Annotated in this window: 17 protein-coding genes and 2 pseudogenes; 6 read left to right on the top strand and 13 right to left on the bottom strand. The window is 67.3% G+C overall.

What is annotated here, in order from left to right:
• Window positions 1-41 precede the first annotated feature (41 nt).
• Both BUB20358_RS07370 and BUB20358_RS07375 read right to left on the bottom strand, forming a co-directional pair.
• Complete coding sequence (locus BUB20358_RS07370; protein WP_006766561.1) at window positions 42-1,430, bottom strand: NCS2 family permease; 1,389 nt, start codon at window positions 1,428-1,430, stop codon at window positions 42-44.
• Between the two features lie 435 nt (window positions 1,431-1,865).
• Entirely contained in the window at window positions 1,866-2,549 is a 684-nt protein-coding gene (locus tag BUB20358_RS07375; protein WP_006766560.1) for a TetR/AcrR family transcriptional regulator, read from the bottom strand.
• 47 nt (window positions 2,550-2,596) lie between these two features.
• Between BUB20358_RS07375 and BUB20358_RS07380 the strand changes: the two genes are divergently transcribed.
• Window positions 2,597-3,262, top strand: a complete 666-nt coding sequence (locus BUB20358_RS07380) for an O-methyltransferase (protein WP_006766559.1) — start codon at window positions 2,597-2,599, stop codon at window positions 3,260-3,262.
• Between the two features lie 166 nt (window positions 3,263-3,428).
• Here the strand turns inward: BUB20358_RS07380 and BUB20358_RS07385 are convergent, their stop codons facing one another.
• The 6 genes from BUB20358_RS07385 to BUB20358_RS07410 form a co-directional block, all read right to left on the bottom strand.
• Complete coding sequence (locus BUB20358_RS07385; protein ID WP_006766558.1) at window positions 3,429-4,382, bottom strand: cyclase family protein; 954 nt, start codon at window positions 4,380-4,382, stop codon at window positions 3,429-3,431.
• A gap of 24 nt (window positions 4,383-4,406) precedes the next feature.
• Window positions 4,407-5,522, bottom strand: a complete 1,116-nt coding sequence (locus BUB20358_RS07390) for an alkene reductase (RefSeq protein WP_006766557.1) — start codon at window positions 5,520-5,522, stop codon at window positions 4,407-4,409.
• Between the two features lie 74 nt (window positions 5,523-5,596).
• Window positions 5,597-6,403, bottom strand: coding sequence for a 2,5-didehydrogluconate reductase DkgB (gene dkgB, locus BUB20358_RS07395; RefSeq protein ID WP_035975387.1), 807 nt, complete (start codon window positions 6,401-6,403; stop codon window positions 5,597-5,599).
• Window positions 6,404-6,558: 155 nt separating this feature from the next.
• Window positions 6,559-7,509 (bottom strand): LLM class oxidoreductase, encoded by a 951-nt coding sequence (locus tag BUB20358_RS07400; protein WP_006766555.1) that lies wholly within the window; start codon window positions 7,507-7,509, stop codon window positions 6,559-6,561.
• A 13-nt stretch (window positions 7,510-7,522) separates the two neighbouring features.
• A complete protein-coding gene (locus tag BUB20358_RS07405) occupies window positions 7,523-7,846 on the bottom strand; it encodes a MoaF-related domain-containing protein (RefSeq protein WP_006766554.1) in 324 nt (107 codons plus the stop codon).
• Window positions 7,847-7,874: 28 nt separating this feature from the next.
• On the bottom strand, window positions 7,875-9,077 hold the full coding sequence (locus BUB20358_RS07410) for an MFS transporter (RefSeq protein ID WP_006766553.1): 1,203 nt from the start codon (window positions 9,075-9,077) through the stop codon (window positions 7,875-7,877).
• A 101-nt stretch (window positions 9,078-9,178) separates the two neighbouring features.
• Here BUB20358_RS07410 and BUB20358_RS07415 point away from each other — a divergent pair, with 101 nt between their 5' ends.
• A complete protein-coding gene (locus tag BUB20358_RS07415; RefSeq protein ID WP_006766552.1) occupies window positions 9,179-10,123 on the top strand; it encodes a LysR family transcriptional regulator in 945 nt (314 codons plus the stop codon).
• 92 nt (window positions 10,124-10,215) lie between these two features.
• Here BUB20358_RS07415 and zwf read toward each other — a convergent pair whose 3' ends face one another.
• From zwf to BUB20358_RS07430, 3 genes and pseudogenes are all read right to left on the bottom strand, one after another.
• Window positions 10,216-11,691, bottom strand: coding sequence for a glucose-6-phosphate dehydrogenase (gene zwf, locus BUB20358_RS07420; protein ID WP_006766551.1), 1,476 nt, complete (start codon window positions 11,689-11,691; stop codon window positions 10,216-10,218).
• Between the two features lie 211 nt (window positions 11,692-11,902).
• Window positions 11,903-12,457 carry a hypothetical protein gene (locus tag BUB20358_RS07425; protein ID WP_123806746.1) on the bottom strand — a complete coding sequence of 185 codons (555 nt, stop codon included), beginning with the start codon at window positions 12,455-12,457 and terminating at the stop codon, window positions 11,903-11,905.
• A gap of 633 nt (window positions 12,458-13,090) precedes the next feature.
• Window positions 13,091-13,633, bottom strand: a pseudogene (locus BUB20358_RS07430) (substrate binding domain-containing protein); the annotation flags it as partial.
• Window positions 13,634-13,787: 154 nt separating this feature from the next.
• On the opposite strand from BUB20358_RS07430, the gene BUB20358_RS07440 reads away from it, so the two are divergent.
• Complete coding sequence (locus BUB20358_RS07440; RefSeq protein ID WP_158380427.1) at window positions 13,788-13,928, top strand: hypothetical protein; 141 nt, start codon at window positions 13,788-13,790, stop codon at window positions 13,926-13,928.
• A gap of 98 nt (window positions 13,929-14,026) precedes the next feature.
• Here the strand turns inward: BUB20358_RS07440 and BUB20358_RS07445 are convergent, their stop codons facing one another.
• Complete coding sequence (locus BUB20358_RS07445) at window positions 14,027-14,914, bottom strand: LysR family transcriptional regulator (protein ID WP_035974647.1); 888 nt, start codon at window positions 14,912-14,914, stop codon at window positions 14,027-14,029.
• Window positions 14,915-15,003: 89 nt separating this feature from the next.
• On the opposite strand from BUB20358_RS07445, the gene BUB20358_RS07450 reads away from it, so the two are divergent.
• The gene (locus BUB20358_RS07450; protein WP_035974646.1) at window positions 15,004-15,972 is read left to right on the top strand and encodes an NAD-dependent epimerase/dehydratase family protein; all 969 of its coding nucleotides are present in this window, start codon (window positions 15,004-15,006) and stop codon (window positions 15,970-15,972) included.
• Window positions 15,973-16,108: 136 nt separating this feature from the next.
• On the opposite strand, the pseudogene BUB20358_RS07455 reads toward BUB20358_RS07450, so the two are convergent.
• Window positions 16,109-16,378, bottom strand: a pseudogene (locus BUB20358_RS07455) (MFS transporter); the annotation flags it as partial.
• Window positions 16,379-16,797: 419 nt separating this feature from the next.
• Between BUB20358_RS07455 and BUB20358_RS07460 the strand changes: the two are divergent.
• Both BUB20358_RS07460 and BUB20358_RS07465 read left to right on the top strand, forming a co-directional pair.
• On the top strand, window positions 16,798-17,988 hold the full coding sequence (locus BUB20358_RS07460) for a M20 aminoacylase family protein (RefSeq protein WP_006766547.1): 1,191 nt from the start codon (window positions 16,798-16,800) through the stop codon (window positions 17,986-17,988).
• A 52-nt stretch (window positions 17,989-18,040) separates the two neighbouring features.
• Entirely contained in the window at window positions 18,041-19,372 is a 1,332-nt protein-coding gene (locus BUB20358_RS07465; RefSeq protein WP_006766546.1) for an MFS transporter, read from the top strand.
• The last annotated feature ends 24 nt before the right edge of the window (window positions 19,373-19,396 follow it).

Below are 19,396 nucleotides of genomic sequence, written 5' to 3' on the forward strand. Positions count from 1 at the left end.
CTTCAAGATGGCGGAGGAGACGTCGCCGGCCGAATCGTCGATCAGATCGCCCAGCCGCCGAGATAGAACGTGACGAGCACGACGGCGATCAGCACGGTGCCGACGTTCAGCTTGCGGAACTCGCCGCTTGCGACGCGCCCGATCACGAGCGTCGAGAAGCCGAGCATGATGCCGGTCACGATGTTCGCGGTCAGCACGATGAACACCGCGCACACGAGGCCCGACATCGCGTCGACCATGTCGTCCATGTGCAGCTTGCTCACGCTGCCGAGCATCAGCAGCCCGACGTACATCAACGCGGGCGCGGTCGCATACGATGGCACGAGCGCCGCGAGCGGCGAGAAGAACATCACGACGAGGAACAGCAGGCCGACCATGGCAGCCGCGAGCCCCGTCTTCGCGCCGGCGGCCACGCCGACGCTCGACTCGATATAGGCGGCCGCCGGTGCGCCGCCGAGGAAGCCGGAGAAGATCGAGCTCACCGAATCGGCCGTCAGCGCGCGGCCGCCGTTCACGATGCGGCCGTGCTCGTCGAGCTGGCCGGCTTGTCCGGCGACCGCGCGGATCGTGCCGGTCGCGTCGAACACGGCCGTCATCACGAGCGCGAGCACGCTCGGCAGCACGGCCATCGACAGCGCGCCGCGCACGTCCATCGCGCCGATCAGCGATGCATGACCGGGTGCGCTCAGCGACGGCAGCGCGAAGATGCCGCGGTATTTGACGGCCGGATCGAATGCGAGACCGATCGCGGAGATCGCGATGACGACGAGCAGAATGCCGCCCGGCACGCGGCGTTTCTCGAGCCCGAAGATCGCGGCGAGGCCGACGACCGACATGATCGCCGGGAACGCGGTGATCTGGCCGAGCGACACCGGCAGGCCGGCGCCCGGATTCTTGATCACGAGGCCGACGTCGTTCGACGCGATCAGCAGCAGGAACAGGCCGATGCCGATGCCCGTGCCGTGCGCGACGCCGGCGGGCAGATTGCGCAGGATCCACGCGCGCACGCCGGTGATCGAGATGCCGGTGAACACGACGCCCATCAGGAACACCGCGCCGAGCGCGACCGTCGGCGGCAGCCCCTTGCCGAGCACGAGACCGAATGCGGTGAATGCGGTCAACGAGATCGCGCAGCCGATCGCGATCGGCAGCTTCGCCCACACGCCCATCAGCAGCGAACCGAACGCGCTCGTCATGCAGACCGCGACGAACACGGCGCTCGTGTCGAAGCCGGCCTTGCCGAACATGCCGGGCACGACGAACACCGAGTACACCATCGCGAGAAACGTGGTCACGCCCGCGACGATCTCGCGGCGCTGCGTGCTGCCGCGCGACGAAATGCCGAAGTACCGGTCGATGACGCCCTGGGTGCCGAAGTCCGTTTCTTCGGCGCCGACGCCGATCGTCGGCTGCACCGGGGTATCGCTCATGAGCTTGCTCCTTTATCAGCATGCTGAAACGGCTCGTTGCAAGCCGTCGTCAGGGTTGTCTCGTATCGGGTTGGAATAGTCGGCAGTGTCGCGACGCGCCGCGTGCCGTGCGTCGTTCGTGCGCGGAGCGCGCATCGGAGCGCCGGCGGCGACGTCGCGGCGGGCGACGCGGCGTGTCGCTTCGTCACGTGCGCTTTGCCGTAGCGAAGGTTAGGCGAACGGCCCGGCGCGTCCCATTGGGAGACGAGCATGCAGCGCATGTCGCAGCGCTTATATCGGCGTGCAGCGGGGCTTCGTCGCGAAGAAACGCGTGTATACGCCTAGTTGAAATCCGTTAAGGCGATTATTCGAGTGCGGCGCCGGTTGCCGTCGTGGCGGCAACGGCCGGTGCTCGGGGGCGGACGAGCGGTGTCGCTAGTCGGCCGCGACCGGGCGTCAGCTGCGGGTTTTCCCGATACGTTCGAGATACGCGCAGAACATGTCGGCCATTGCGGCCGAGTAGCGGTCGATCTCGTCTGGCGTGCGCTCGGTTTCCGAGAACGCCTTGCCGCCGGTGGTGAGCGTCGTCTTGATCAGATCGCCGGCGAGCGCGCGCGTCGCGTCCGGCACGTCGGGCAGCGCTTCGCACATGAACGCGTGGAAGCAGCGATCGGCCGCCGCTTTCGCTTCGCGCGCCTCGGGCGCGTCGCGATACAGCGGCGCCGCATCGTCGAGCGCGATGCGCATCCGCGCTTCGTCGCACTCCGACTGGATGAACGCGCGCACGGCCGTACGCAGCCGCTCGAGCGGCTGCTGCTGCGCGTCTTCGAGCATGTCGCGCAGCATGTCGGCGGTTTGCCGCCATTCGTCGTACTGCAGCCGGAACAGCACGGCCGCCTTGTTCGGAAAGTACTGATACAGCGAGCCGACGCTCACGCCGGCCTTCTCCGCGACTCGCGCCATCGTGAAGCGCTGCGCGCCTTCTTTCTCCAAAACCTGAATAGCGGCCTGCAGGACGTCGTCGACGAGACGGGTCGAGCGCGCCTGCCGAGGCTGTTTCCGTGAGGCGATCCGGGTGGTGCGGCGGTCGGTCATGAGCGGCCCGAGAATGCGAATAGTAAAACCTGAATAGTTCGTCATATTCTAGTCGGGCGCCCTGGAGCGCTCAACCGATACCGGAGATCTGCATGACCACCCTGATTCTCGATCCGCTCGCTTCGTTGCTTGCGCGGCTGTTCGACGAGGCCGACGCGTCGTCGCCGGCGACGAACCCGGACTTTGCCCGCCTGTCGCGCGACGAGCAGGCGCGGCTGATGCGCAGCAAGACCGACTACGTCGATCTTTATGCGCGGCTGAAGGACTATCCGCTGCCCGTGTCGCGCGAGACCGGCACGCTGCTCTATATGCTCGCGCGCAGCAGCGGCGCGCGCTCGATCGTCGAATTCGGCACGTCGTTCGGCATCTCGACGCTGCATCTTGCGGCCGCGCTGCGCGACAACGGCGGCGGGCGGCTGATCACGAGCGAATTCGAAGCGTCGAAGGTCGTGCGGGCGCGCGCGAACCTGACGGCTGCGGGGCTTGCCGATCTCGTCGAGATCCGCGAAGGCGATGCGCTGCACACGTTGGCCGCCGATCTGCCCGATACGGTCGATCTGCTGCTGCTCGACGGTGCGAAGGCGCTGTATCCGGAGATTCTCGCGCTGGTCGAAAGCCGGCTCAGGCCGGGCGCATTCGTCGTCGCCGACAACGCGGACTACAGCCCCGACTATCTCGCGCACGTGCGTTCGCCGCAAAACGGCTATCTGTCGGTGCCGTTCGGCGACGACGTCGAGCTGTCGATGCGGATTCGATGAGCGGCGCGTGACGATGCGGGGGACGCAGCCGCGCATCGGCGCAATCGATGCGCGCGCAACGAATGCGCAGACGCGTGGGCGGAAGGACCGGAACGCGCATGCGCGTTCCGGCGGACGGGACGATCGCGGCGACGCCCGCCGCGATCGCAGCGGCACGCGATCGCGATCAGCGGATCGCGACCGGATTGACGTTGACCTGCGTGGAGCCGACGTACAGCGGCTGACCGAGCACGAACAGGAATTCCCACACGCGGTCGCGCACCAGCGCGCGGCTGTCGATCAGTTCGAGGTTGTAGATCCCGCGCTTCGCGAGCATGTACTGATTGATCGGGAATTCGTCGCGGCCGTGCGGGTTCGGGTAGACCTCCGACGCCCACGTGTCGCCGCCGAACGCGACGATGCCCTGATCGGCGAGCCACTTCGCCGCTTCCATCCCGATGCCCGGCTCGACGCCGAGGAACTGCGCGTCGTCCTTGCCGATCAGCTCGAGCCAGCCGGTGTTGAACAGCACGACGTCGCCCTTGCGCAGCGCCAGCCCTTCGTTCTTCAGCACCGCCTGGATGTCCGCGACGGTGAACTCCGTGCCGCCCGGCACGATCGGCTTGCCGTAGTACGCGGTCATGTCGAGCACGACGCCGCGCGTGACGATCGGCGGCACCTTCTCGACGCCGAGCTTCTTCACGCCGTCGACGGTCACGAAATCGGCCGCGCGATTGCCGTTGTAGTACACGTTGTCGATGCCGATATGGCCGATGCCGTTCAACTGCGTGCCGACGCCGGTCCATGCGTTGACCAGTTCGTCGTTGAACGTGAACTTGTTCGGCCCGACGCTCTTGCCGGCCTGCTGGCCGACCTGCACGTTGTACAGCCGGAAGCTGCGGTGGCGGAACGCCGGCAGATTCTTGTCGACCGGCACCGCGAGCGGATACGTGTTGCCGGTTTTCACGAGCGCGACCGCCTGTCTGACGACGTCGGGCGTCAGCAGGTTCGCCGCGCCGATCTCGTCGTTCGCGCCGTACGCGGACGGATACCAGTCGGCCGCGGGCGTGGCGGTTTCGGCGTGCGCGGCCGCGAACGGCAGGAGCGCCGCCAGCGCGGCGCCGATGACGAATGCTTTCATCGCAACACTCTCCCGTGTCGTCGTTTACGCCGCTGCCTGCGCGAGCGTCGGATAGTCGGTCAGCCCGCGCTCGCCGCCGCCGAACAGCGTATTGCGGTCGTGCTGCGCGAGCGGCGCGCCGGCGCGCAGGCGCTCGGGCAAGTCGGGGTTCGCGACGAACGGGCGGCCGAACGCGATCAGGTCGGCCCAGCCGGCGGCGAGCGCTTCTCGCGCGCGTCCGGCCGTGTACTTGCCCGCGTAGATCATCACGCCGCGGTACACGGCGCGCAGCTTCTGCTTGAACTCGACCGGCATCACCGGCGCATCGTCCCAGTCGGCTTCCGCGATGTGCAGATAGCCGACGCCGAGTTCGCCGAGCAGCTTCGCGGCGGCGACGTACGTGGTTTCCGGATCGTCGTCGACGCAGCCGTTCAGCGTGGTCAGCGGCGCGAGCCGGATGCCGACGCGCGACGCATCGCCGGTGCCTTCGATCAGCGCCTGCGCGACTTCGCGCAGGAAGCGCAGCCGGTTTTCGAGCGAACCGCCGTATTCGTCGGTGCGCGTGTTCGCGTTCGAATCGATGAACTGGTTCACCAGGTACCCGTTCGCGCCGTGCAGTTCGACGCCGTCGAAGCCCGCGTCGATCGCGTTGCGCGCGGCGGCGCGATACTGGTCGACGACCTCGCGGATCTCGTCGATCGACAGTGCGCGCGGTTCGGATGCCTGCACGAAGCCCGGCGTGCTGCCGTCTTCGCCGGCGATGAACACGTTGACGCCCTTCGCCTGGAGCGGCGACGACGACACGGGCTGCCGGCCGCCGAGCAGGCTCGTATGGCTGAGCCGGCCGACGTGCCACAGCTGCGCGAACATGCGGCCGTTCGCCGCGTGCACCGCATCCGTCACCTTGCGCCAGCCGGCCACTTGCGCGCGCGTATGAATGCCCGGCGTCCATGCATAGCCCTTGCCGAGCGGCGCGATATACGTGCCTTCGCTGACGATCAGGCCGGCGCTCGCGCGCTGCGCGTAATACGCGGCCATCAGTTCGTTGGCTTCGTCGCCGGGCTGCGTCGCGCGCGAGCGCGTCATCGGCGGCATCACGATGCGGTTCGGCAGCGTCAGCGCGCCGAGCTGCAGCGGTTGGAAAAGCGGATCGTGGTTCATGTCGGATGTCCTGTCAGTGCCGCGGCCGGTCGGCCGCGTGCGGATCGAATCGGAAGCGGCGGCGGTGTGCGCGTTCAGTCCCACAGCGGCGCGAGGCCGGCCGGATCGACTTCGCGGCCGTTGCGCTCGAGCGCGGCGATCTGCGCGAGGTCGTCGTCGGTCAGCCGCAGCGTCTGCGCGAGCAGGTTGCTCGCCAGGTTCTCGCGCTTCGTCGACGACGGAATCACCGAGTAGCCGAGCTGCAGCGCCCACGCGAGCGCGACCTGCGCCGGGGTCGCATGGTGACGTTGCGCGATCGCGCCGAGCACCGGGTCGCCGAGCACCTTGCCGTATGCGAGCGTCATGTACGACGTCACGTGAATGCCTTCGCTCTTCAGGAACTCGACGAGCTTGCGGTTCTGCAGGTACGGGCTCAGCTCGATCTGGTTCGTGGCGATCGCATCCTTGCCGACCGCGTCGATCGCTTCCTTCGTCAGCGCGATGTTGAAGTTCGAGATGCCGATCTCGCGCGTGAGGCCTTGCGCCTTCGCGTCGGCGAGCGCGGTCATGAACGTGCGGACCGACACGCCGTTGTCCGGCGCCGGCCAGTGGATCAGCGTCAGGTCGACGCGGTCGGTGCGCAGCTTGCGCAGGCTTTCCTCGAGGCTCGGCACGAGCTTGTCCGGCGCGTAGTTGTCGACCCAGATCTTGGTGGTGACGAACAGGTCGTCGCGGCGCACGCCCGACGCGGCGATCGCTTCGCCGATTTCGGCTTCGTTGCCGTAGATCTGCGCGGTGTCGATCGCGCGATAGCCGAGTTCGAGGCCGTTGCGCACCGAATCGATCACGACCTGGCCTTGCAGCCGGAACGTGCCGAGGCCGAATGCGGGAATCTTGCTCATCATGGGCTCCTGGAAAAGGTGAAGCGGTTTCGATATGCGGTTCATTCTGGCGCGTCCGACTGATGAGATAAACGCTCGTAGAGGTCAAAAATATTTGACTTCGAATCAAGTATCGGTGTGCGCGTCAGCCGAGCTGTGCGGCAACGGCGCAGCCGTCACGCGACGCGCGTCGTTGCGCTCGCATCCGGATGGAACAGCGGCAGCACGTCCGACGCGATCTCGGCGATCGTCTCGTCGAGCGGACGGCGGTTGCGGCGGAAATGCAGCCCGATGTGCCGCACGCCCGCGTCGCGCATCGACGCCAGTTCTTCCGTCAACGCGATGCGTCCGGCGCGTGCGCCGAAACGATGACGCTGCAGCGGCTCGTGCGGATCGTCCGCGAGATCGAGGTGGATGAAGCTCACGTACGGCTTGTCGCCGGCGACCGCGCGCCAGTTCGCCGCGCGCTGCCGGTGATCGGCCGGCGTGCCCGGATACGCGAGGCAGCCGTCCATGTGTTCGCCGATCCATTCGGGCGTCTGCTGCGCGAGGCCGGCGACGAGCAGCGGGATCGGCGAGCGTGCGGCCGGCAGCACGTCGAGGCCGGCCGGCAGATGCGTGCGCGCGCCGTCGCGCAGCAGCGCGATCTGGTCGCGGAAGTTCGCGCCGCGCGATGCGAAGTCGCGGCCGAACAGCGGATATTCGACCGGCCTGTCGCCGCTCGCGACGCCGAGCAGCAGCCGGCCGCCGCTCAGTTCCTGGATCGTCGCCGCCGATTTCAGCGTCAGCAGCGGCTCGCGCAGCGGCAGTACGACGGCTGCGGTGCCGAGCAGGATGTCGCGCGTGATGCCGGCGAGGTAGCCAAGATACGAGAACGTTTCGAATACCTGCGCGGCATCGCCGAACGCCGGGTCGTACACCGGCACGTCGCGCACCCACAGCGCGCGAAAGCCGAGCGTATCCGCGAGCTGCGCGAGTGCCGCATGGTTTTCCATGTCGGGTACGCCGGGGCGCCGGCCGTCGCGCTGCCGCTTCGCGTCGCCGGCGGGCGACCAGTCGTTGTCGAGCGGCAGTTCGATGCCGATGCTGAAGCCGCCGTCGGCGAGTTTGTCGAGTGACGTGGACATCGTGTTGCTCCGTTCAGAGTGGGCGCAGGCTGCCGTCGAGCCGGTAGAAATCGAGCGACGGCGCGGTGAAGAACGCGCGCGACGTGCCGCCCGCGAAATCGTCGATGTGCACGACCGTCGCGCGGTCGGCTTCCTGCCACGAGATTGCATAGACGTCGCCGGCGACGTGCTGCCACGTGTACGCGACTTCGCCTTTCGCGCCGGCGAACGGACCTTCGGTGATCTCGTAGCGCAGGCGGATGCCGTCGTCCGCATACGCGTTGACCGCGGTCAGGCCGTCGTAGCGGACTTCGTACGTCTTGCCCGCGAACGGCGGACGTCGGGTCGGTGCGTTCATGTCGATGTGCTCCTGTATGCGATCGGGGTCAGTGCGCGAGTTCGACCGGCTCGGCCGTGCGTTCCGGCAGTCCCGCGCCGCGGTCGAGCCGGCCGCTCAGCGCGGTCAGCGCGAATGCGCCGAGCGTGACGACCGCGGCGATCCACGGCGTGTGGCCGAGGCCGACGTTCGCGACGATCAGGCCGCCGAGCGACGAGCCGCCCGCGACGCCGAGGTTGAACGCCGCGATGTTGAAGCCCGACGCGACGTCGACGGCATCCGGCGCGAAGTGGCGCGCCTGCTTGACGACGTACACCTGCAGGCCCGGCACGTTGCCGAACGCGACCGCGCCCCACGCGAGCATCGTGAGCACCGCGAGCCACTTCGCATGAACGGTGAACGTCAGCGCGAGCAGCACGAGCGCGAGCAGCAGGAAGATTCGCTTCAGCGCTTTCACCGGGCCGACGCGGTCCGCGAGCTTGCCGCCCCACACGTTGCCGAACGCGACCGACACGCCGTAGCCGACGAGCACGAGGCTGACCTGCGACGGCGTGAAGCCGGCGATCTGCTCGAGCAGCGGCGCCATGTACGTGAACGCGATCAGCGAGCCGCCGTAGCCGACCGCCGTCATCGCATAGACGAGCAGCAGGCGCGGCTGCGCGAGCACGCGGAACTGGCGCGCGAGCGGCGCCGGCGGCGTCCGCGGCAGCCCGCGCGGCACGAACGCGACCGCACCGACGAACGCGACGAGGCCGAACAGCGCGACGATCAGGAACGTCGCGCGCCAGCCGAAGTGCTGGCCGATGAACGTACCGAGCGGGATGCCGGCGACGAATGCGACGGTCATGCCGCTGAACATCGTCGCGATCGCGCTCGCGGCCTTGTCCTTCGGCACGAGCGTGGTCGCGATGATCGAGCCGACCGAGAAGAACACGCCGTGCGCGAGGCCGGTGAGGATGCGCGCGACGATCAACGACGCGTAGCCGGGCGCCTGCCACGCGACGAGATTGCCGATGGTGAACAGCGCCATCAGCGCGGCGAGCAGCGTCTTGCGCGGCACGCGGCCGGTCATCGCGGTGAGCAGCGGCGCGCCGATCGCGACGCTGAGTGCATAGAGGCTGACGAGCAGGCCGGCCGACGGCAGGCTGACGCCGAGATCGGCGCCGATCGTCGGAATCAGCCCGACGATCACGAATTCGGTCGTGCCGATGGCGAACGCGCTGATGGTCAGCGCAAGCAGGGCGAGTGGCATGATGGGATCCTGGTTCCGGTAAGGGCGGATCGCAGTGTGCCGGCTTTACTTTTGCTGAAAAACTGGTCTATAAACCAAATTGTTTTGATTCCAGGTCAACAATGAAGATCACGCTCGACGAACTCCAGGCCTTTGCCGCCGTGGTCGACACCGGCTCGATCACCGCTGCCGCGCAGCAGCTCGACGTCACCGTGTCGGCAGCGAGCCGCACGCTCGGGCGGCTCGAGGAGAAGCTGAAGACCACGCTGCTGCGCCGGACCACGCGCCGGCTCGAGCTGACCGAAGAAGGGCGCGCGTTCCTGCAGGACGCGCGCGCGATCATCGAGTCGGTCGAGAATGCGGAGGAACAGATGCTCGCGCGGCGCGAGATGCCGTCCGGGCGGCTGCGCGTCGACGCCGCGACGCCGTTCATGCTGCACGTGATCGTGCCGCTCGTGCGCGGCTACCGCGAACGGTTTCCGAAGGTCGAGCTCGAGCTGAACAGCAACGAGGGAATCATCGACTTGCTCGAGCGGCGCACCGACGTCGCGTTCCGGATCGGACGGCTCAAGGATTCGACGCTGCACAGCCGCCGTGTCGGCAGCAGCCGCGTGCGCATCCTCGCGAGTCCCGCTTACGTCGAAGCGCGCGGGCTGCCGCGCAAGGTCGACGATCTGCGCAAGCACACGCTGCTCGGCTTCACACAGCCCGAATCGCTGAACGTATGGCCGATCCTCGGCACCGACGGCGAGCCGTACCGCATCGAGCCGGACGTGTGGTCGTCGAGCGGCGAGACGCTGCGGCAGCTCGCGCTGGAAGGGGCGGGGATCGTCTGTCTGTCCGACTTCATGACTGCGCACGATCGCGATGCCGGGCGGCTCGTGCCGGTGCTCGCGCGGCAGACGCTCGACGTGCGGCAGCCGATTCACGCGGTGTATTACCGGAATACCGCGATTTCGTCGCGGATCGCGTCGTTCGTCGATTACCTCGTCGACGCGCTCGGCGGCGGTGCGGGCAGCGGCGAAGCGGGGGCGCGACGCAAGGCCGCGTGGATGTCGCCGCCATGACGACGGCAGCCGCGGCGCGCGCTGCGGCTGCCCGATAACGCGCCGCGCGGCATCGATGCCGGCGGCGCGCGCTCATGCGCGGTCGTGTGTCGTCATGCCTCTTCGGCCCACGACATGTTGTCGCGCGCGAGCAGCGCCGACGATGCCGCGGGCCCGAACGTGCCGGCCGTATACAGGCGCGGCCGATCGCCGAGCTGCTTCCATCCGTCGAGAATCGGCTCGACCCACGTCCACGCGGCTTCGAGCTCGTCGCGACGCATGAAGTGCGTGAGACGCCCGCGGATCACGTCGATCAGCAGCCGCTCGTACGCTTCCGCGCGGCGCTCCGGAATCGCCTGCTGCAGGTCGAGGTTCAGGCTGACCGGCACCATGTTCATCCCGCTGCCCGGCTCCTTCGCGAGCATCTGCAGCTGAATCGATTCTTCCGGCTGAAGCTGGATCACCAGACGGTTGCTGTAGTGGCGCGGGCCGCTCGGGATGATCGAGAACGGCATGTCGGCGAACTCGATCACGATCTCCGACTGGCGGCGCTGCAGCCGCTTGCCGGTGCGCAGGAAGAACGGCACGTTCGCCCAGCGCCAATTGTTGATGTACGCGCGCAGCGCGACGAAGGTTTCCGCGCGGCTGTCCGGCGGCACGTTGTCTTCCTCGAGATAGCCCTTGACCGGCTGGCCGTCGACCGCGCCGGCCGTGTACTGGCCGCGCACCGTGTCGCGCGCGACGTCGGACAGCGACATCGGCCGCAGCGAGCGCAGCACCTTCAGCTTCTCGTCGCGCACCGCGTCGGGGTCGAGCGACACCGGCGGCTCCATCGCGACGATGCACAGCAGCTGCAGCAGGTGGTTCTGCACCATGTCGCGCAGCGCGCCCGTATGGTCGTAGAAGCCCGCGCGGCTGCCGACGCCGACCGTCTCCGCGACGGTAATCTGCACGCTGCGGATGCTCGGCGCCTGCCACAGCGGCCCGAAGATCGGATTGCCGAAGCGCAGCACCATCAGGTTCTGCACCGTTTCCTTGCCCAGATAGTGGTCGATCCGGTAGATCTGCGATTCCTCGAAATGCTTGCCGACCGAATCGTTGATCGCCTTCGCGGACGCGAGATCGTGGCCGAGCGGCTTTTCGAGGACGACGCGCGAGTGCGCGTCGACCAGATGCGCGGCCGACAGGTTGTCGCAGATCGTCGTGAACAGCTCCGGCGACGTCGACAGATAGAACACGCGGATCGCGTCGCCGCGCGCCGCGTCGGCGAGGCGCGCGTAGTCCTGCGGCGCGTTCACGTCGATCAGCACGTACTGGAACAGGTCGAGGAAGCGGCTCCACGCGTCGGCGTCGAATGCCTTTTCGTCGATGAACGGGCGCGACTGCTCGTCCATGAACTGCCGATAGCCGTCGATGCCCCAGTCGCGGCGGCCGACCGCGATGATCCGCGTATCGGGCGGCAGGTTGCGGTGCAGGTGCGCCATGTAGAGCGCGGGCAACAGCTTGCGGGCGGCCAGGTCGCCCCCGCCGCCGAAGATGATCATGTCGACGGGGCGCTCGGCTGCGGTCTGGGTAGGCTGATTCGTCATGGGCGTGACTCGCGGTCTGGAACGGTGAACGTGAAACGGACGTCGAAGGGCGCCGCGTGGCTGCGCGGCGCGTTGCGGGTGCGGCAAAACGCTAATAGTGCACGGTTTTGACGGATTGCGTGTGCGTTCGCTCCTGCTATGTAGGGATTTGCGACGTTTCGTCCCGTGCGGTCGTGATCGAGTACTTACTTATTGGCCGTGTCGGCGCGGCCTACCGACGGACCTCTTGGTCAGCGGCTCGGGTCGAGGAACCGGACAAGATAGCGTCGTACACACCGGGCGCCGTGAGCCGAAACGTTTGCGCGTCACGTTGATCAACCGCCTCGTCGGCCGGCAGACGCGAAGCGCGAATCGCTTCCACATCGTTTTTTCGAAAGTTTGGCTGTGTGGTGTGCTCGTTCAGTGTCGGCCGCGGGATCACGAGTATCGGCTTATCGCGCACGCCGGCCGGGGCTGACGCGGTCGGTGCATCGTTTCCTCGACGGGAAGGCGGCATGTGCTGCTTGACCGACGCTCGCGGTATCTGGAACGGCTTCAACGACTGTATTTGCTTCAACGACTGTATTTCTTTCTCGATCTTGTCCAGCAAGGCATCTTTGATCTCGAACATCGCCGAATTCTGATCCTCCAACACGCCGCGTACGGAGGTGATGTTGCGGGAGACCGCACTTATAGCGTCCTCATCGAGGTTGATCCCGTTCACTTGATAGAACTTTGCGGTTGATTGGACAGCACGCAGCGTTCTAAGCAGATCGTCGGTACTCACCCTGCTGCGCCGGGTACTTTTGTGGAGGAGCCGAGAAACCGTAACAACGATGCCGGGTCTTGACTCCGAGGACCAGGACGAGTCTCTTTTAAATATCCCTGCGCAGCAAAACATATCTTTCTCCAAATGCGAAACGACCGCGCTCATGCGCGCAAAAAAGATAGCTCGAGAGTCGGCCGCCCGCTGTCACTTTCCGGTCATTTTCACGAGAAGGACGGGCTTCGGCGTCGGAGCCCGATGTCGGAAAGCGCCCGATCGGAATCGTCAGCGTGGGCGAACGGCCTGCGTTCGGTAGCCGGGTCGCCATGCAGTGCTCGCCGCGACACCGTCGCACCTGCACTTCGACGGAATGCCACCGTGCCGCGCCCCGCCGATCGTGTCGCTGCGCGTGCAGCGAAGATCGCGGGTGCCAAGTCGTCGAGGCGGGACAACGTCACAACGGAAGCGCTCGACATCCCTTTGAAGCGGAATTCCGGGTAGCTGTGGACGCAGGCGCTTCCCATGCGGCACAAGCGTCTGTCAGTGCGGACGCGAAGCTTGTCCATGCCGAGCAGAAATGCGGCGCAGTGCGAGCATCGGCGCTAGCAATTGCGCACGCACGATGGCCGTGCGGTCGCGCAGCGCGCCGCAGCGTCACGCGGAAACTTGGCGCCCGGCCCGTTCCGGCACCCCCGGCGCACCCGAGGTCAGCAGGTCGATCATTGCGCGCGCCGCTGCCGACTGGCGCCGGTGCGGCGCGTAGATCACCGAGAACGGCCGCGACCGTCCTCGCAGCTGCGGCAGTATTTCCACCAGTCGACCGCGCGCTTTCCGGTCGCGGACGATGAACTCGTAGCTCTGGCAAATCCCGATGCCTTGTTCGGCCAACGACACCGCACCCAACACGTCGTCGGAAATTTCGATGAACGAGTTCGGCAGCCAGTCCACGTCGCGCTCGCCGTCGCGAAATACCCAGGGTGCGAGGCGGCCCGTACGCGGCATCACGAACGGCAGACACACGTGTCGCTGCAAGTCCTCGAGCGTCTGCGGCGTCCCCATGCGCGCGACGTATTCGGGCGATGCGACCAGGACCAGCGCGGCATCCTCGAGCTTTCGCGCCACCAGGCCGCTGTCGGGCAGATGTCCCTGGCGGATCGCGAGATCGAACCCCTCCGCAATCAGATCGACGTTTCGGTTTCTTCCGGACTTACCGCCCGAGCTCGCTGATCGCACGAATGATCGAAGCCGACGAGATCGCCGCGATGGTCGCGTTGCTGGCCAGCCGTTTGGGCGCCGCGTCCAACGGTGCGGCGGTTCGTGTCGAAGGCGGTACCTTCCGCTCGATCCTGTGATGGCCGGCGGCACCACGTCCGGCCTCGCGGCCATCGCGGCCGTGCAGGCCCGGCCCGGCTACGAAGCTGCGTCGGCGCACGCGCAATCCGGGCGGGTCGCGATCATGCGGCAGTTGCCGGGATGCATCGGCGACGAATGACGCGAATCGCTCGATCGCCGTCGCGCGCCCGCATCGGCGATCGAACCGCGACCGGCGCGCGCAACGTGCGGACGATCGGCGGACGATCGCGCCCGCTGCTAGCCGGCATGGCGCTGCAATCCGTCGAACAGCGCGTCGAACGTCGCCTTGCAGCGAGCGCTGTGGCGCAGGTCTTCATGCATCGTGACCCAGGTCTCCAGCGGAAAGCTGAAAACGTCCGGTAGCACGCGTACGAGCTGCGGATCGCGCCGGGCCAGCGCGACCTGGCAGACGCCGATGCCGGCTCCGGCACGGATCAGCGCGAGTTGCGCGAGATCGCTGTCGCTGCGCGCCGTGAACGCGTGGCGACGCCACTCTACCGGCAGCGTGCTGGCTGCTGCCCGCAGAAACGGCGTTTCCTCGTCGAAGCCGATCAGGGCGTGCTGTGCGAGTTCCGACGGTGCCTGCGGCGTGCCGCGCCGGGCGAGGTACGCGCGGTGCGCATACAGGCCCACTTCCAGGACGCCGACGCGCCGAACGAGCAACGCGTTCTGCTGCGGCCGCGTCATGCGAACGGCGATGTCGGCTTCGCGCAGCAGCAGATCGTGCACGCGGTTGGTCAGCGCGAGTTCGATCCTGAGTTCCGGGTACGTCGCCTGAAGATCCGCGACGATGGGCGGCAGAACTTCGGCGCCGATCACTTCGCTCGCGCTGATCCGCACGGTGCCTTTGACGCCGCCCTGACTGTCCGCAGCCCGCATCAGCGCTGCGGCGGAACTGCCCATCGCCTCCGCGTAGGGCCTGAGCTCGAGCGCCGCCGGCGTGGGCAGCAGCCCCGACTGCGATCGCGTGAACAGATCGAGTCCCAGCGACTTTTCGAGCGCTTCGATGTGCCGGCCGACCGTCGGCTGCGCGAGCCCGAGCGCGCGGGCGGCGCCGGACAGCGAGCCTTCCCGCAGCACGCCCAGATATGAACGGTAGAGTTCCCAGCCAGGTTCCGAAGCCATACAAAAATGTATATCCGCTATGCAGAATTCAACAATTTCATTGTAGCCGGACGCCGTCGACAATACGCCCACACCATAGGAGACTCGACATGCAGACCAGCAAGACGGCTTTGGTCCTGGGCGCTACCGGCGGCATCGGCGGCGAGGTCGCTCGGCAGCTTCGCGACGCGGGCTGGGACGTGCGCGCGCTCACGCGCGGCCGGCAGGCCGCCGCTGTCCGCGACGACATCAAATGGATCGCCGGCGATGCAATGAATCGCGAAGACGTGACGGCGGCGGCGCAAGGATGTTCGGTGATCGTGCATGCCGTGAACCCGCCCGGCTACCGTCACTGGGCGGAGCGGGTGCTGCCGATGCTCGACAACACGATCGCGGCTGCGGCAGCGCAGCGCGCGACCATCGTGCTCCCCGGCACCGTCTACAACTTCGGCCGCGATGCGTTCCCCGAGCTGCGCGAGGATTCGCCGCAGCATCCGCATACCCGCAAGGGAGCGATCCGCGTCGAACTGGAGCGGCGTCTGCGCGCGGCCAGCGTGGGCGGCGTGCGTGCGATCGTGGTTCGCGCAGGCGACTTCTTCGGTCCGAAGCCCGGCAACAGCTGGTTCTCGCAGGGGCTCGTCAAGCCGGGGCGAGCCGTCACGGCGATCAGTGTTCCGGGCCGCGCCGGAGTGGGACATCAATGGGCGTATCTGCCCGATGTGGCGCGCACGATGGTGGAACTGCTCGCCCGGCGCGAATCGTTGGAGCCGTTCGCGGTGTTTCACATGGCCGGGCATTGGGACGCGGACGGCACGCAGATGGCTGACGCGATTCGTCGGGTCGTGACACGCCGCGTCGGCAGGACGCCGAAACTGCGCGCGTTTCCATGGTGGCTGCTCATGCTCGCGTCGCCGATGGTCACGACGTTCCGCGAGATGCGCGAGATGCGCTATCTGTGGCGGGAGCCGGTGTGCATGAGCAACGCCAGGCTGAAAGCCGTGCTCGGCGACGAACCGCATACGCCGCTCGATCAAGCGGTGGAAGCGACGTTGGACGGCATCGGCTGCCTCGCGCAGTGAACGCGGCATCCGACGTCATGCCGCCGCGCCGATTGCCGGCCCTCGCAGCGCGGTCGCATCGGCAGGCGCCTTCGCTCGTTCGCGCGCAAGCATCGCCGACGGCGTGCGTTTTGCGAAACGTAGCGGTGCCGGAGCGGAAAACCGCAGTGGCGAGACTGAACGCGAGCGAGAAGCCAGCCACGCGAACCTCGGCGGGCATGACTTCAGTGAGCGCCACGACCATCGCGCCGTTGTACATGCCAAAGAAGAACGAGAGCCACAGCAGCACGATCAGCATGCGCGCGAAACTCGGCGCGGACGACAGCCAGGACAGCGCCGGATACGACGTGCAGATCGCGAGCACGGTGATGGCAACGAGAATCGCCTTGCGCCCGATGCGGTCCGACAGTGCGCCGCCGATCGGCAAGTTATCGAGGTCCGGAAACGTCGCGACCGGTACCGCGTCCGCGATGCACCCGTGTTCGGCGAACATCCTGGCTTCTGCGTCGCAGGATGCCTATCGAGTCGCGGGTAGAAATGGGTGAGCGCTTCCCGGCCAACGCGCAAAGCCGTTTTCGATTGGTTGTGAACACACCATGTACGACCGGCGTACCGCGCCCGCATCGGATGTCTGTATCCGCAACCAATCGAAAGATGCCTTCCTGTCCAATCGAACGCTGCACAGCCGACAGCCGCTCCCCGTACTAACCCTGATTAAAAAACCTTATCGCGGTGAAAAATTCCGCATCTTATTGAACCGATAACGGCTCGCTATAGTGGCTCGCCTTCCCCGCACGCGACCGTCCGCGTGCGGCCGACATGCCGACGATCAGCAGGAGCCGCTTGATGACCACCGACACCCGATTCACCGAAATCGAGGACCTGATGCCCGCCGCCGGCGGGCTGCGCGACATCCGCCACCACATCCACCATCACCCCGAACTCGCGTACGAGGAACACGAAACGGCCGCGCTCGTCGCGAGCAAGCTCGACGAATGGGGCTGGCAGGTCACGCGCGGCGTCGGCAAGACGGGCGTCGTCGGTACGCTGCGCGTCGGCGACGGCACGCGCAGCATCGGCATCCGCGCCGACATGGACGCGCTGCCGATCGTCGAGGCGACCGGCCTGCCGTATGCGAGCGGCACGCCCGGCAAGATGCACGCGTGCGGCCACGATGGCCACACGACGATGCTGCTCGGCGCCGCGCAGCATCTCGCGAAGACGCGCAACTTCTCCGGCACCGTGCACCTGTACTTCCAGCCGGCGGAAGAGCACGGCGTCGACAGCGGCGCGAAGAAGATGATCGACGACGGTCTGTTCGAGCGCTTCCCGTGCGATGCGGTGTTCGGCATGCACAACCATCCGGGCGCGGCGCCCGGCGTGTTTCTGATGCGGCGCGGCCCGTTCATGTCGGCCGGCGACAAGGCGGTCATCACGATCGAAGGTGTCGGCGGCCATGCGGCGCGGCCGCATCTGACGGTCGATCCGGTCGTCGTCGCGGCGAGCATCGTGATGGCGTTGCAGACGATCGTCGCGCGCAACGTCGATCCCGCGCAGCCGGCCGTCGTCACGGTCGGCTCGATGCACGCGGGCACCGCGAACAACGTGATCCCGAACGGCGCGCGCCTCGAGCTGAGCGTGCGCTCGTTCAGCCCGGACGTGCGCGCGCTGCTCAAGCGCCGGATCGTCGCGCTTGCCGAGACGCAGGCGGCGAGCTACGGTGCGACCGCGCACGTCGAATACATCGAAGGCTATCCGGTCGTCGTCAATTCGGACGCGGAAACGGATTTCGCCGCGCAGGTCGCGCGCGAGCTCGTCGGCGACGCGAACGTGGTCGAGCAGGCCGATCTGCTGATGGGCAGCGAGGACTTCGCGTTCATGCTGCAGCGGCGGCCCGGCTCGTTCGTGCGGCTCGGCAACGGCGCCGGCGAGGACGGCTGCATGGTGCACAACCCGAAATACGACTTCAACGATCGCAACCTGCCGATCGGCGCGGCGTTCTGGGCGCGCCTCGTCGAGCGCTACCTCGCTCCGTGACCGAAGCGGCCGGCGGCCGCCGCTTGCGGCCGCATTCAAGGAGATCCGAACGATGCAGAAAGACCCTCTCGCACTGCATGCCGAGCCGGCGATGCGCGCCGCAGCGGATGTAGCCGACGTAGCGACGGTCACGCGGCGCGGCGCGATCGCGGCCGCGGTGATCGGCAACTGGCTGGAATTCTTCGACTTCACCGTGTACGGCTTCTTCGCGGTGCTGATCGGCAAGCTGTTCTTCCCGTCGAGCGATTCGACGACGTCGCTGCTGCTGTCGGTCGCGACGTTCGCGGCCGGCTTCTTCACGCGGCCGCTCGGCAGCGTCGTGCTCGGCGTCTATGCGGACCGCAAAGGGCGCAAGGCCGCGCTGAACCTGACGATCATGCTGATGGCGCTCGGCACCGGGCTGATCGCGGTCGCGCCGACGTATGCGCAGGTCGGCGTGGCCGCGCCGCTGCTGGTCGTATGCGCGCGGCTGATGCAGGGTTTCTCGCAGGGCGGCGAATTCGGCGCGGCGACGTCGACGCTGCTCGAGCAGGGCGGCGTGTCGCACCGCGCGTTTCGCGCGAGCTGGCAGCTCGCGACGCAGGGCGGCGCCGCGTTGATGGGCTCGGGCTTCGCGGCGCTGCTGTCGAACACGCTGACGAAGGACGCGCTCGAAAGCTGGGGCTGGCGCCTGCCGTTCTTCGTCGGCGTGCTGATCGCGCCGGTCGGCATGTATCTGCGCCGCCGCCTCGCGGACGACGCGCCCGCCGACGGCCATCATGCGATCGAACGCGGCGTGCTGCGCGAACTGTTCTCGCAGCACGCGCGCACGGTGCTGCTGCTGATGCTCACGGTGATGGGCGGCACGGTGTCGACGTACATCCTGACCTTCTACATGCCGACCTATGCGATTCATACGCTCGGGCTGCCGATGAAGCTGTCGATGTTCGTCGGCGTCGCGTCGGGCTGCGTGATGCTCGTCACGTGTCCGCTGTTCGGCTGGCTGTCGGATCGCATCGGCAGCCGGCGCGCGCCGATCTTCGTCGGCCGCGGCGTGCTGGTCGCGCTGCTGTTCCCGGCGTTCTGGCTGATGAACCATCATCCGTCGCTGTCGGTGATCCTGCCGCTGACCGCGCTGATGCTGCTGTTCTATTCGCTCGGTTCCGCGTCGGAAATGGCGCTGATGTGCGAATCGCTGCCGCGCCACGTGCGCGCGACCGGCATTTCGATCGCGTATGCGATGGCGGTGACGATCTTCGGCGGCACCGCGCAGCTGGTCGCGACGTGGCTCGTGAAGACGACCGGCAGCAAGCTCGCGCCGGCCGGCTATGTGGCCGCGTGCGTGGTGCTGTCGTTGATCGCGGTCGCGCTGCTGCGCGAGACGGCGCGCGAATCGATCGATTGACGCGGCGCGACGACAGCGCGCGAC

It is taken from the genome of Burkholderia dolosa (assembly GCF_902499135.1).
GTDB classification, from domain to species: Bacteria; Pseudomonadota; Gammaproteobacteria; order Burkholderiales; family Burkholderiaceae; genus Burkholderia; species Burkholderia dolosa.